This is a genomic window from Bacteroides sp. AM32-11AC (assembly GCF_003603515.1).
Taxonomy (GTDB): Bacteria; Bacteroidota; Bacteroidia; order Bacteroidales; family Bacteroidaceae; genus Bacteroides; species Bacteroides uniformis.
On the sequence record NZ_QTNH01000003.1, the window covers coordinates 15,112 to 30,439 of the forward strand.

Annotated in this window: 8 protein-coding genes; 7 read left to right on the plus strand and 1 reads right to left on the minus strand. The window is 44.7% G+C overall.

What is annotated here, in order from left to right; translation table 11 throughout:
- Window positions 1-93: 93 nt before the first annotated feature.
- A complete protein-coding gene (locus DW800_RS04080; protein ID WP_117703881.1) occupies window positions 94-3,438 on the minus strand; it encodes a DUF2723 domain-containing protein in 3,345 nt (1,114 codons plus the stop codon).
- A gap of 419 nt (window positions 3,439-3,857) precedes the next feature.
- On the opposite strand from DW800_RS04080, the gene DW800_RS04085 reads away from it, so the two are divergent.
- The 7 genes from DW800_RS04085 (at window position 3,858) to DW800_RS04115 (ending at window position 15,320) form a co-directional block, all read left to right on the plus strand.
- Window positions 3,858-5,129 carry an ATP-binding protein gene (locus DW800_RS04085; RefSeq protein WP_044468759.1) on the plus strand — a complete coding sequence of 424 codons (1,272 nt, stop codon included), beginning with the start codon at window positions 3,858-3,860 and terminating at the stop codon, window positions 5,127-5,129.
- 918 nt (window positions 5,130-6,047) lie between these two features.
- Window positions 6,048-6,275: a hypothetical protein gene (locus DW800_RS04090; protein ID WP_117703882.1), complete on the plus strand. Its 228-nt coding sequence runs from the start codon at window positions 6,048-6,050 to the stop codon at window positions 6,273-6,275.
- Between the two features lie 411 nt (window positions 6,276-6,686).
- Window positions 6,687-6,986, plus strand: coding sequence for a hypothetical protein (locus tag DW800_RS04095; protein ID WP_119957836.1), 300 nt, complete (start codon window positions 6,687-6,689; stop codon window positions 6,984-6,986).
- A 23-nt stretch (window positions 6,987-7,009) separates the two neighbouring features.
- Window positions 7,010-8,191 (plus strand): DUF4988 domain-containing protein, encoded by a 1,182-nt coding sequence (locus tag DW800_RS04100; protein WP_117703883.1) that lies wholly within the window; start codon window positions 7,010-7,012, stop codon window positions 8,189-8,191.
- Between the two features lie 321 nt (window positions 8,192-8,512).
- Entirely contained in the window at window positions 8,513-10,417 is a 1,905-nt protein-coding gene (locus DW800_RS04105) for a hypothetical protein (protein WP_052573212.1), read from the plus strand.
- 160 nt (window positions 10,418-10,577) lie between these two features.
- Window positions 10,578-13,784: a SusC/RagA family TonB-linked outer membrane protein gene (locus tag DW800_RS04110; RefSeq protein WP_044468230.1), complete on the plus strand. Its 3,207-nt coding sequence runs from the start codon at window positions 10,578-10,580 to the stop codon at window positions 13,782-13,784.
- A 12-nt stretch (window positions 13,785-13,796) separates the two neighbouring features.
- Window positions 13,797-15,320: a RagB/SusD family nutrient uptake outer membrane protein gene (locus tag DW800_RS04115; protein WP_117703884.1), complete on the plus strand. Its 1,524-nt coding sequence runs from the start codon at window positions 13,797-13,799 to the stop codon at window positions 15,318-15,320.
- Window positions 15,321-15,328: the final 8 nt, after the last annotated feature.

The following is a 15,328-nucleotide window of genomic DNA, read 5'->3' on the forward strand; positions in this document are numbered from 1 at the left end:
GGATTAGGGGTTAAGGATTAGTTATTAATGATTAGTGATGAACTGCACAGGCTAATCCCTAATCCTTTAATCCTTAATCCCTAATCCTTATTCTCACTCCTTCATTCTGTCCACATACATATTATACAGTTCTTCCACCTTCGGCTCGTAGATTTCGGCGAGCTTGGAGTTGTACTTCTTCATGGCCTTCACCTCGGCATCGAGTACAGCCCAGTGGTATTCAAATTCACGGGTAGAAATCATGAAGCGGTTGTCGTCCAGGCTCAGATACCAGGTCAGGTACTCTACAGCCTTGTCAGCAAGGGCTTTCATCATCTCGTCCGCCTTGGCGGTTTCGCCCAGTTGGTAGTAGGCTTCCGCCATCTGTACGGCACCGTTCTGCCAGTCGTAAGGCACGTTGTAGGCGGGAATCATCTTTTCGGCATAGTCCAGGGCGGCTTTTGCCTTGTCTTTCTTGCCCTCACGCATCAGCTGCTGCACGAGTTGGGAGAAGATGCGACGGTGAGAGTGACACATGCGCATGGCGTTCTCGTCGATATAGATGCCCGGCTTGTCGATGCCACCGAACTTGAACTTGTTCATCAGGTTGTCGTACATCTTTTCGGAGTCTATTGTCACGCCCGTCTTACTGGTGTCGAACGGAGTGAAACGATAGGCAAGACCTTCCTGAACGAAGTGGTTCTCCATGTTCAGCTGGTTCTCCCTGCCTACGCTGACAGCGATATAGATGGGGCGTTCCCAGTTGGCCTCGCTCAGCATTTCGAGCATCATCAACTCGCTCTTGTAGAGGGCGCGTTTGCCTTTCAGCGAAATGTGCATGTAGTCGGGGATTGAGTCGCCCGGTATCATCATGCCGCTGCGGCGCACGGCTTCCTTGTCTACCTTGATGACAATGCTGTCGGTAGGAATCACCTTCAAGTCCTGATTCTTGTTGCGCACCCAGTTCTTGAGGATATTCTTTAGCTCATACGGGTTGTCACCGAATTCTTTCTTTACATTGACCAGTGCTTCGGGATTACCGTCCAGTGCCTGCTTCTCGGCTTCGGCATAGAGCTGGTCGATGCTTTTCTTGTACTCAGGCTGGATGGGGACGTATTCGTTGGTGCCTTCTACGTACTCCATTCGGTCCCACGTGATGGGGAGAGAAGGACTGTCGTAGGCGGGGCGCTTCATCTGGTCGATGTACCAATCGGTCTGCAGGTACGAGAGGTTGCAGGTGCGGGCGTCGGTACGGAAACCTTCGGTCTCCTGGTTGTACCAGAGGGGGAAGGTATCGTTGTCACCGTTGGTATAGATAATCGGATTGCCGCTTTCTTGCAGGGACATCAGGTAGTTCTGCCCGAAGTCGCGTGCCATGTAGCGGTCGCTGCGGTCGTGGTCGTCCCAAGTCTGGCTTGCCATCTGCACGGGGACAAGGAGGCAGGCTACGGAAACGATGGCGGCAGCAGGCAGTTCCTTCATCTTGGCATAGTCTTGAAGCAGACGGACGAGTCCTGCCACACCCATACCAATCCAGATGGCGAAGGCGTAGAACGAACCGGCGTAGGCATAGTCGCGTTCGCGCGGCTGGCTCGGAGTCTGGTTCAGGTAGAGCACGATGGCAATACCGGTCATGAAGAAGAGGAAGAAGACCACCCAGAATTGCTGGATGCCTTTCTGCCCACGGTAGGCTTGCCATAGCAGGCCGATGATACCCAGCAGCAGGGGCAGGCAGTAGAATACGTTGTGTCCCTTGTTGTCTTTCAGTTCCTGAGGCAAGAGGCTCTGGTCGCCCACCAGCCAGTTGTCGATGAACGGGATACCGGTAATCCAGTTGCCGTGTTCGATTTCTCCGCTACCCTGTATGTCGTTCTGGCGTCCGGCGAAGTTCCACATGAAGTAGCGCCAGTACATCCAGTTGAGCTGGTAGGAGAAGAAGAACTTGATGTTTTCCCACTGTGTGGGCATGTTTACCATAATCATGTTGCCGCATTTGTCATAGGGCACATCGTAACCCTTGATGTCCTGCCAGGCATGGTATTGTTGTGTATGGGCACTGCTGTACATACGCGGGAACAGCATGTTCTGGGCGTATTCGTACTCAATGCGTCCGGGGATTTCGATGTACGAATCCTTTTCGTCGGGCGTAGCTTTCTCCTTGCGGATGAACTTCGTGCCGTTGTACTTGATGCGCGGTTCGCAGTAACCGTCTTTCACGTCCAGTGCCACTTGCGAGGAGAAGGCAGGGCCATAGAACAGCGGGCGTGTGCCATACTGCTCGCGTCCCAGGTATTCGCCCAGTGTGAAGATGTCCTCCGGAGAGTTCTGGTCCATCGGCGTGTTGGCGGTGGAGCGGATGACGATAAGTGCATACGAGGAATATCCGATGACAATCATCATGGTGCAGAGCAGCGAGGTGTTCAGCGTGCGTGCCGATACGCGGAATTTCTCTTTGACGGCTGCCTGCGTCTTCGGACGGAGGTAGAGCCACAATGCGGCAATGACAATAACACCGATAACTACCGAGCTGGTACCGTGTCCGTAGAACGGGATACCCAGCATGGCGATGGTGAGTATGAACGAGAGTGCCATACGTGCCTTGTTGCGTTCGGTATAGCTTTCGTAGATACCCCAGATGAGGCAGGCTGCCAACAGAATGATATATACGATGACACCCGTGTTGAAGGACATGCCCAGCGTGTTGACGAAGAGCAGTTCGAACCAGCCGCCCACTTTCACGATACCCGGCACGATGCCGTAGAGTACGGCTGCTACCAGTATGCCCGAAGCGAGCAATGCCAGCAGGGAACCTCGGGCATTGGCGTTGGGTACTTTCTTGTAGTAGTATACCAGTACGATGGCGGGCAGGCAGAGCAGGTTCAGCAAGTGCACGCCGATGGAAAGTCCCGTCAGGTAGGCGATAAGAATCAGCCAGCGGTCACTGTGAGGCTCGTTGGCAACGTCCTCCCATTTCAGTATGAGCCAGAATACGACGGCAGTGAACAGTGAGGAGAAGGCATACACCTCGCCTTCCACAGCGCTGAACCAGAAGGTATCGCTGAACGTGTAGGCAAGTGCGCCCACCAGACCGCTACCCATGATGGTAACCATCTGGCCGCGTGTGATATTGTTTTCGTCTGTCACCACAAGTTTGCGTACCAGGTGCGTGATGCTCCAGAAAAGGAACAGGATACATGCGCCGCTCATCAGCGCGCTCATGTAGTTCACCATCTTGGCAACGGTGGAGGCATCGGAAGCAAATTGTGAGAATAGGTTGGCTACCAGCATGAAGAACGGTGCGCCGGGCGGGTGTCCTACTTCCAGCTTATAGCCGGTGGTGATGAACTCCGGGCAGTCCCAAAAGCTTGCAGTAGGTTCGATGGTCATGCAGTAGACCGTCGCTGCAATGAGGAAGGTAATCCAGCCTACAAGGTTGTTTACGGTTTTGTACTGTTTCATTCAGATGAAATTCGTTATTATTCAGTTTTGTTTTTTACAAGCTGTTTTGCCATCGCTTAGTCAACGTATTGGCATATATGGGCGCAAATATAATGATTTCGCTTCTAAATAGGTGACAATAAGCAGCATTATTAGGATAGGTTAAGGGATTTGCTGCATCTATAGATGCAGCACGGTGGAAGTATAGATGCAACGCGGTGGATATATAGATGCAACAATGATGATTCTATAGAGGGAATATCCGGCCGATAAAGGGGGATGCGGAAAGGAAATATCCTCCTTGCTTGTCTAAATGAATCTTTCGTTTATAACCGAAAATCTAGCCTTTTTCGCAAACTTTTTAGGTTATGAACGAAAGAATTGATGGGAATGTTCGTTTATAACCGAAAATTGTTATCTTTGTAACTAAAGTTTAGGTTATGGACGAAAGAATGGATATACTTAGGAAGTACAATCTCTGGACAGAAGGAGATTTTGACTTCGGTTTCATGCGGGTAGCTTATACCGGCAGAATCATGGACTACGTAGGCAATCGTCTTGTAAAGGTGCTCATCGGTCAGCGGCGTGCTGGGAAAAGTTATGTGTTGAGACAGATAGCAAGGGAACTGATAAGAAACGGTGTCCCTCCGCAGAACACTTTGTTCATCAACCGGGAACTGAGCGACTTTGCTTTTTTGAAGACTCACAAGGATTTGGAAGAGTTGGTGACGCTTTATAAAAGCGAACTGCACCCTCAGGGGAGGATATATATTTTCATCGACGAAGTGCAGCTCATCGAAGAATGGGAAAAGTCGGTCAATTCTTATTCGCAGGACTATACCGAGGAGTACGAGCTCTTTATCAGCGGCTCCAACTCACGGATGCTGTCCGGTGAGCTTGCCACGCTGCTTTCGGGGCGATACGTCCAATTTCCGGTATATCCCTTCAGCTATCAGGAGTATACAGAGATAAGGCATCTGGAACAGAACCGTGAGAGCTATATGGGCTATATGAATACGGGCGGAATCCCGGAACTTTTTGTCTTGCCCGAAAAGCAGGAGGTGCAGCGCAATTACTTGTCTGCCTTGAAGGACACCATCTTGCTGAAGGACATCATCCAACGCTACAGCATACGTGACCCCCGGCTGCTTGAGGACCTTTTTGCGTTTCTTGTAGGCAATGCCTCCAATTTAGTGTCCATCGGCAACATCGTGAACTATTTCAAGAGCCAAGGCCGGAAGACGAGCTATGATGCCGTGGCTGCCTACATAGGCTATATCGAAGACTCGTTCTTGGCGTATCGTTGTGAACGCTTTGACTTGCGCGGAAAGGAAATACTGTCCGGTACGGCGAAATATTACATCAACGACCTTGCCTTTAAGAATTTCCTCTATCCCGGAACAGCCTATGGTGTGGGTTATAAACTGGAGAATCTTGTCTATCTGGAGTTGCTTCGGGCGGGCTATGATGTCTATACCGGATGTGCTAAAGAAAAAGAGGTGGACTTCATCGCTCGGAAAGGTGACCGTACGATATATCTGCAATCCACCTACATGCTGGTAGATGAACAGACGGTGCGCCGTGAGTATGCTTCGCTGGAGGCGATACAAGATAATTATGAGAAACTGGTTGTCTCGCTTGATGACTTCTGCCTGCCGTCCAATGAAGGAATATGGCATGTGCGGGCGTGGGAGCTGCATGGGTTGTTGTAAAAGGTACTGAAAGGCAGTAATATCCTTATATTTTTGACAAAAAGTAATGTTTCTGTAGATTTCTCTGCCGCACATGGTTGGGCAGAAGGACGAATTTAGGATATATTGTGGATATTGGGGTCATAAAGATGCGTTCTTCTTGCATATTCTTCCGCTTTTGTAGGGCTTTTATGCAGAAATTGGCTACACCTTTAAGCTAAAAGGGTGATTGCTTTTTACTAAAAGGGGTATTGCGTTTTAGTAAAACGGTTACTCTGTTTTAGTAAAACGTTCTTTTGCTTTTGCATTTTCGGTGTATCAGGGCTTTCGGAGGTGTGATTTCGATTTATTGGAAGGACGTTCGTTTTGGTATAATGCTTATAACTTGACACTTATGGATTTTCGCTCTCGTATTTCTTTCTGTGTGGATAATCGGTCGGAAATACGGGATTCTCGTGCGATAGAAAATACAAAGTGTCAGAATGACAAAATCATATTTATCTTCTGTAGGTATCAGCCTTAAAAATACTTTCCAATCTTTTTCTTGTTTTCATTCTTTATCGTTAAATTTGCCATCGAAGCAAGGAAGTGTCCTTAGCTTCAATATTTTTGTGAAATGATATTGTAAGAAGCGTTGTGCTTCATTCTTGTCTTTGAGAACCTAGGAAATTTTCGAAACTATACAAGAATGGCATAGACTGCTCCTACGCTGGTTTCGGCGTGGGTCTGCTGTTTGTTCATTTGTATAGTTGGGTTTTCCTAGGACCTTCAAAGACAATGAATAGCACGCAGTTCCACGCTGTCTTTTTGTGTAATAGCCCCAACTCTAAGGAACAAGTGGCGTAAATAATATATTTAAGAAAGAAACGGATAGTAGTAGTTTAAATGTTAATTGCTTTGCGGTGAGCAATAAATAGAATGTATAATTAAATATGAACTATGATACAACAAAAAAATTATAACGTAGGAGACTTTGTTAAAGATAAATTGGGAAATGAATGGGAAGTACTTCGCTATAAAGAAGTCTTTGGTTTAGGCTTGTCCATGCAAAAGACTGACTTTGTAGTATGTAGAAAATTGGAGAAAGATAATAGTCTAAATGTGACCTTTCACCAAGATGAGTTAGAATATGTTAGGTCAAATGCTAAACCTTTTATTATAGAATAATAGAAAGAAGATGTTTATAAGTTTATACTCATATTATTTATAGGGATAAGTATGTCTGCTTACGATAAATTAGATGACGATGTACTTCTTATAGATTATTTTTCAGAGTATAGAGAAGTTATTGGCATTTGGGATGCTCCTAATTGGAATAGTTTGGGGATGCGGTTGAACGCTGATAAGACATGCAAAATATATTGAGGTTTTGATACCTTAAATAGAAAAGGTAGTTGGGGGTATGATCCTAAAACTCGGAGAATAAGTACGACATGTGGATATGATTTTTGCATTACAGAACTGGCTTCGTATGCTATGACTTGTATTGATTAGGATGGAAATTACCATTCTTTTAAGGCTCGTAATTCTATTGCGGACCATGAATACTGGAAGGCTAATTCTTTTTTTGATCTCAATATGAATCGACAAGTGATTGTTGGGAGTTGGAAAAATATAGCAACAGATACAGTTTTAACATTTTATACTGATGGAAGATTCAGATTGGTAAATGGCACTATTCAATATAATGGAAGTTATAGCTGGAATATGGATGATCTTGTTTTGGATTGTGGACTTTTTGGAATTGATGATCAAATAGTGAATGTAGATACTTTCTTAGGCACAAGATTGGAACTTTCACATGGGTTTGCTTATAAGCCAACTTATGGGGAGTCGTTGTTGAATGGAAATTATGATTATGTGTTTTTTAATTATTAATGATATATTTAAATTGAAGGAAGATGAAAAAAATAAAGTTTATTTGTCGAGTAATCCTATTGTTAATCTGCGTGTCGGCATGCAGTAAGTATGATGACAGCGAATTATGGGATGAGATTAATTCACTGGATAATAGAGTGACTTCCATTGAAGAGCAGTTAAAATTGCTGAATAGTGATATTACTACCATTAAGTCCATTGTGGCTGCACTTCAGGATAGGTTGTACGTTGCCAAGGTTACTACGTCAGGAGATGGCTATACTCTTACATTTTCTGACGGTTCAAAAATAACAATATCTGATGGAAAAGATGGAGTTGATGGAAAGGATGCTCCGGTGATTAATGTTCGGTATGATAATGGTAAATACTATTGGACCCAGACTATTAATGGTACAACTACTTGGCTTTATGATACTGAAGGAAATAGAATTCCTGCGTCAGGAACAGATGCGATTACGCCATTATTGAAAGTGGATTCAGATAATTATTGGATTGTAAGTTATGACAATGGGTACACCTATTCTAAATTACTTGATGAACATGGAAATGCAGTAAAAGCCTCTGGTAAAAATGGTGATTCATTCTTTGAATCAGTAGAAGCAACAGAAGATGAACTGAGAATTGTTCTTAAGGATGGAACAGAAGTAGTTATTCCTTTAGGCGAACAGTCACCTTATAAGGCTATTGACTTAGGCCTTAGTGTAAAATGGGCTTCATTCAATTTAGGAGCAACAACATCTTCGGAAGCAGGTGGGCTTTATCTGTGGGGAGATGTTGAGAATAGTGGAATGACACCTTATTATGAAGCTCCGGATGTTGATAATATTTGTGGAACTAAATATGATATTGTACGCGCAACATGGGGAGGGACGTGGAGGTTACCGAGTAAAACAGAGCAAGTGGAACTGGTAACGCAATGTACATGGGCAAAAGCTACAGTAAACGGGGTGGTAGGTATGAAAGTAACTGGTCGTAATGGAAACAGTATATTTCTACCTCCTACGGGTTATGGATTGCCGATGAGTGGTCCTATAGGACAGACTCAAATAACAAATGCTAATGATGGTTATTATTGGGTAGGAGAATCTTATAAAGATTCTTATGGGCGTTTTGGATACATCTTCTATTATAACGAGAAAAGCCATTATTATAATGCAAGTTGGAATGCTAATTTCGCTAAAATGGCAATTAGACCTGTAAAATAGAAATTCTTTACTTACGTTGTAAGATCTGTCAAGAACGAAAGTAGGCAGAAAATGAAGTTAAAAGTCCTTTACCTATCAAAATAGAAAACCCCACTTCGCAAGTGAGGTACGCAACTTCAGGCATTGCGATTGGAAGAACAAGTCTCTCGCCATATCCTTCACCCTTTGGGTGATGATTTAGGGTACAAAGGTACTGATTTTCCCATAAGCAAACAAAAGAAGACGAGAAAGAGATGATTTTACTAAAATAGAAGACGATTTTCATACCTCTAAAAAGGATTCGCATTTACATTTGTCCTCTAAATATAAATACGGAAATACATGAAAACTCTATCTTATCACCACTTTATTTTTCTGTTGGCTGGACTTCTTTTTGCAAGTGCCGTAAATGCCCAAATAGCCTATATGCACGGTTCTACTTATGAAGAACGCAGTCATTCACTCATCGACCAGATGTTACAGACCCAACCGGTGGCCAACGGTAATATAAAATATGTGTCGCCTTTCTACTTCGCCCGCTTATGGCGTGACTATGAAAAGGAAAAAGCCATAGAAAAACTAACCGAAATGTATCAATACCAGTTGGAACATGTGAAAGCGTTCTATAACTCCGGTTCCGATATGGATTTCTTTGCCCATGCCACCATGCACGGCTACATGCTCACCAAAGAAAAAATGCCGGATTCGCTGCGAGAAAAGATTAAAGCCTTTATGGAAATAGGTAAATATACCAGAGATAACGGTACGCTGAATATGAAACTCATGCATCAGACCAGCGGATTGCTCTGCGCCGAAGAATGGCCTGACTTTACAGATGCCGACGGCAAAACCTCTGTCCAGCTAAAAGAATTTCTGCATGACAGAATCGTACATACATTAAAGCAATTCATCACTCATAACTGTCCTGAAGCAGATGCTTTTACCTATCTGGGAACCAATCTTCAATATATCAGGATGCTTGCCGAGTTCTCTAAAAATGAAGAGATACGTAAAAGTGCTTTAGCAGCTTACCACCATATTGTGGCACAATTGCTGTTACCCTGGAATCAAGGCCTGTATTGTGCCAACCCTCCCCGTTGTAAAGGTTGGAAGAACTTATATACAGGTAATTTGAGCACCGGCGTACAGATCGTTCAGCTAACCTGGTTATTCTACGGTAGCCCCGATGAGCGTATCATCCTCCGTGAAGCTGCAAACAGAGACAATTTCGGCTGTTTCAACTTCTGGCTGGCCTACGAACGTACTGTAAAACCACTCCCTTTCCTACAAGCTCTGAATAACTCGAAAAGTTATCCTTACGATTTCAAAGCTTTACGGATAGACAGCAAGCATTACTATTGCCGCTACACTTATCAAAGTCCGAATTACGGTTTATCCACCCAGACAGTGGAAGCTTTTCCTGATAAACTGAAAGATTTCCAATACACCTACGCATTTAAAGAGACTAAGAACATACATCTTGTCTGGCAATCGGATAATTCGGAAGCATCCGTATTCAGTGTGTGCCACGATAACCCCGAACGCCCTCAGATTTATCAGACACACTCCAACAAGCTGGGGTATGGGGAGAATCCTTATCACCGTGTCTTCGGATACGAAAAAAGTGCCATTGGCGTATATAATGTTACAGAAAACTATATGAATATCCCCCATTTCTATCAGATGTACGTACCATTCAGCCGCAAAGGCATAAAAAAGAGAATGGTGAAGAAGATCAACGGATTGCAATGGATATTGTGTCACACAGGTTCCATGATGTTCGCTTTCGCTACTCCGGAAGAATGGGCTTTTGAAATTTCCGGCGGCAAGTATGATATAAAAGCACACGATGTTCTCATTCTTAAAGACAAGAAGCGTCGCAGAGGCTCCTGGGTATTGGAAACGACTGAAATCACCGAACAATACAAAGATGCCCGAAGAGATATGAAAGCTGAACTGGAGAATTTAGCCAATGATATTCGCGAAAAGGTAAAGTTTAACTGTTCCGGTGACTATGAAACGAGTGAAACTCCGGGAATTTCATATACCAACCTACAGGGACACACACTGGAACTGACATTCTTTTCCCCTGAAACAGCCTATAACGGACAGTATAAACTGAATGGAAATCCTGTAAAACTGAATACCGAATACATATCTCAAAGCAAGTATATGGAGCAAAAAGCCAATAGTAACGTACTCCTGTTCCACACCCCGGAAGGTACAAAAAGCTGGGAATTGGAATAACGTACCAAAGCTGGGGAAAACGGTCGTTTGAGACCTTTTTTATAGGTTTTGAAACGATTTTCCATATCCCTTCCTAGCCCATCGGCTACTTTTGCGAATGAAAAACAAACTTGCTTTATGCATATTTAAAGAAATTAATAGTATCTAAAAAATTTAATTTATGGAAAACAGAATCACACTCTCAAAACGTGTGGAAGGAAAATCCCGACTTTGGGTGACTTTACTCCTTCTATGCTTCTGTAATTTTACTTGGGCACAAGTAAAAGTTACCGGTGTTGTAACAGACCCGTCGGGTGAAGCCATTATCGGTGCCAACATCGTAGAAAAAGGTGTACCGGGAAACGGTACAATCAGCGACATTGACGGAAACTTTACCTTAAATGTAAAAAGCAACAAGGCCACAGTAACCATCTCTTTCATTGGCTACAAAGACAAAACAGTAGCCCTCAACGGGAGTACAAATTTGAAAGTAACATTAGAAGAAGATTCTCAGTCATTGGACGAGGTAGTGGTAGTGGGGTACGGCTCCGTAAAGAAAAGTAATCTGACGACTTCCGTATCCAAGATGACCTCCGAAGCCATTGAAGGACGTCCGGTCACAAATCTGAGTGACGCCCTCTCCGGTCAGTTGGCCGGTGTGCAAACTCAGACCAGCAGTGGTATTCCGGGTGAAGAAATGCAGATTACCGTACGTGGTGTCAGCTCTATCAACGGTTCTTCCAATCCCCTCATTGTAGTGGATGGAGTCATCACCGAAAATATGAGCAATGTGAACCCTTCCGACGTAGCATCTATCCAAGTATTGAAAGATGCGGCAGCCACTTCTATCTATGGTGCACGCGGTTCTGCCGGTGTAATCCTGATTGAGACCAAACAGGCTCAGAAAGGTGCTCCCGTCGTTAAATGGGAATCATACTTAGGTTTCCAGAACGCCGTGGGCCTGCCCGAAATGATGTCTCCTAAAGAATGGATGGCATACAACCTGTATCTGAAAAATGCGATGTGGCTGCAAAAAGACGGCAACAATACACTGGATACCCCCAATAAAGACCGTCCGAGCGGTGACCGCGTAAACCCGGACTGGTTGTTGAACCCTAATTCCGACACAGCCGACTGGACATTGCGTTCCGACCTTCCTCAGACAGATTGGATTGACGCCATTCTCCAGACCGCTTTCACCCACAGTCACCAGGTATCGGTTTCCAGCAAAGGCGACAAATATTCTATCTATGCCTCTGCCGGATACCTGAACCAGGAAGGTATCGTAAAACATACCGGATACGAACGTTTCAACTTCCGTATCAACGCTTCCATGAACATTAACAAGCACATCAAAGCCGGTGTGAATTTTGCTCCTACCATTTCCTCACAAGACAGAGGTGAATCTGAAGGTAAGGATAAAGTCATCATGACTGCCCTGACCATGATTCCTACTATCGGTATCAACGAAGGTACCCGCTCGTTAGGCTTCAGCAAATTCAGAAAGGATGACGTTAACCCATACGAACGCCTCAGACAAGTTACCGACAGCAGAAATATCAAGAACTTCGATGTTGCATCATGGGTGGAGGCGAATATCATCAAAGGACTGACGTTCAAGTCTATGTTCAACTATAGTTCTGAAAACCGCATCGATGAATATTTCCTCCCGCTCGACGTGCAGAAAATGTCTGTCAAGAGCGCTACTGCTTCAAGCAAAGTGATCTCCGGCAGTCGTACCGGATGGCAGAATACACTGAGCTATGACTTTACTCTCTGGAAAAAACATCAGATGAATGTATTGTTAGGACAAAGTATAGAAAACCGCAGCATCTATACTGCCGATATGAAAGCTACCGACTTCCCGTTGGATAACGTTCCGACCTTGAACCAAGGTGCCACTCCAAGTCAGGCCAGTACCCTGAAGAACATCGTTCGCACAGCTTCTCTTTTCGGTCGTTTAAGCTACAATTATGATGATAAATACTTAGTATCTGCATCCATGCGTCGTGACGGTTCTTCCCGTTTCGGTCCTTCCAATCGCTGGGCTACTTTCCCCTCCGTATCCGCCGGATGGAAAATCAACAGTGAAGAATTTATGAAAGATGTAGAGTTCATCTCTCTGTTAAAGCTCCGTGCTTCCTGGGGTATGTCCGGTAACGATCGTATCGGCTACAGTGACTATGTTTCTACTTTCACTACCGGAAATGTCGCTTACGGAAATACTTCACAAATAGCCATCTATCCGACTAACTATGCCAACTCAGATTTGAAATGGGAAACGACCAAAGCATTCGACTTTGGTTTCGACCTCTCCCTATTCAAAAACCGCATACAGTTGAACGTAGACTATTACATTAACCGCACGGACGACTTGCTGTATAATTTGCAGCTCCCCGCCGCTACCGGCTTCAACAGTATGCGCACAAATCTGGCTTCCATTGAGAACCGTGGTTGGGAAATTGACCTGACAACAACCAATATCAATACAAGATCATTCAAATGGTCAAGCACACTAAACCTTTCCGGAAACAAGAACAAGGTACTGGATTTAGGTGGAAACGATGAAATCATCACCGATGCATGGAACGCACAGTTCATCACAAAAGTAGGAGGTCCTATTTCTCAATTCTATACTTACCTCACAGACGGTCTGCTAACGGAAGCTGACTTCGAAGTAGGCGCTGACGGGCGTTATAATCCCAACAAACCATTGGTTCCTACCGTAAAAGGTAAAAAGCAGAGACCCGGTAACGTGAAATACGTAGACGTTGACGGAAGTGGTTCTATCGACAATGACGACAGAGTAGCTTACGGTTCAAATGAACCTGACGTGATGTTCGGTTTCACCAACAGATTTACTTATAAGGACTTCGAGTTGAGCATATTCCTGCGCGGACAGATTGGCGGTAATGTACTTTGGATTGGTGCCCGTAACCTGGATACCGGTGGTAAATATGGTGCCAACAACACACTGAGAAGATGGTTGCACTGCTACAAAGAAGATTATCCGAACGGCAACCCCATTCCTACTGAACTGGGTGTAGATATGTCATGGGATGGGAAAACACCGACTCCTTACGGTTTGGGTGACAACTCCGAGCAGGACGGACAATTACACAGAACAGATTTGGAAATCTTTGACGCAACCTTCTTACGTATTCAGAATGTCAGCCTGGCCTACAATATGCCCAAGAAATGGCTGAATGCCCTGGGAATCAAAGCAGCCAAAATTTACGGAACAGTAGAAAACCTGCATACCTTTACCGATTATGTCGGCAACCCGGATACCAATAGCTATAGTACCAATCCGATGCTCAGAGGTGCAGATTACAATACTTATCCGCTGTCAAGAAAATATATATTTGGTGTAAACGTAACCTTTTAATCAGTAACGATCATGAAAATAATAACTAAAATAGTAGCCGTATGTTGTTTGTGGGGGCTATCCTCCTGCGACAGCTATCTGGACGTCAACCAACCGTCTATTTACACAGACCAGAGCTTATACAAGACTCCTGCTGATTGTGAAGCCTCCATTGCCGGAGTTTACTCACAACTACAGACTGTCTATAATCGTAACTATCTGGAAGCAATCGTATTGAGGGAAGACGCTATTAAAAACATGAACAATAACATCACCCGCTTCACGGATACTTCTACCGAAAAGACCTGGGAAACCGCATGGAAATCGCTCTGGGTACTGGTATCACGCAGCAATAAGATATTGGACAACATCAACCGGGTAGACTTCTCTGATGAAGATCAGAAAAATCATATCAAAGGCGAGGCTTATGCCATGCGCGGACTAGCCTATCTGCAATTCGCCTGGTGTTGGGGAGGTTCTCCACTTATCACTACGGACCTTTCATTGGCCGAATTGCGTAAAGTGAAACGTTCTTCACAGGAAGAGACTTACCAGCAAGCAATCAAGGACTTCGAACTGGCTTATGACCTGCTTCCCGAAAAAAGAAGCGGCACAGAAGTGGGACGTATCACCAAATATGCAATGGCCGGTATGCTGGGACGTACTTACCTGTATATGCATAATCCTGCAAAGGCAGTAGAATGGTTGAAGCTGATAATTGCCAAAGAACCCGCTTTATATAAAATGGCCGACAACTATGAAGATTGTTTCGATGATAAATTCGACAACACATCCGAACGTGTCTGGGAAGTGCAATACATGGGCGGTTCCACCGGTAAAGCTTTGGGTATCAGCCAAACGTTCAACAGTATGTTGCTCGCTTCCAGTATCAATCTTGAAAAGGATGCTCCGTTCCTTCATAATGTAACGTTCAAAGGTCCTTCCGGTACCGCCCAGGTTTCCGAGTCCATCTGGGGTGAAGGTGTTTACGAAGAAGGCGATATCCGCCGGGCCGCTACCATGGTGAATAACCTTTATTACGATAAAGATTACCAGCATGCTGACACTTACACAGCCCGTAAGTTCCTGAAAGCAACGCAGACGAAACCCGGTTCTTATGACGAATGGGGTAATAACATCTCTATTCTGCGTTACACGGATGTCAAACTGATGTATGCCGAAGCTCTGAATGAAGTGGGCTATGCAGAGAATATCACTACAATCTTATCCATCATTAACGAAGTGCGCAAAAGAGCCGGTCTGGAAGCCATTGATGCTGCCAGACTGAACAGTAAGCAAGCTACATTCGATTACATCGTTCACGAACGTTTTATCGAGTTCTGTTACGAAGGACTTCGTTGGCCCGACCTGATTCGTTGGGGGCTTGCCGAAGAAGCAATGGAGAAACACTTCTCTCTCAAAAACGAAGGTTTCAACACAGCTACCCAAACACCGATGTATGTAATGGAAAAACGTAATCTGCTGGCACCGATTCCACAATCTGAAATCAATGCCTATGGTGACGGAACAATCATGTGGCAAAATCCCGAATATTAAAATTCTGT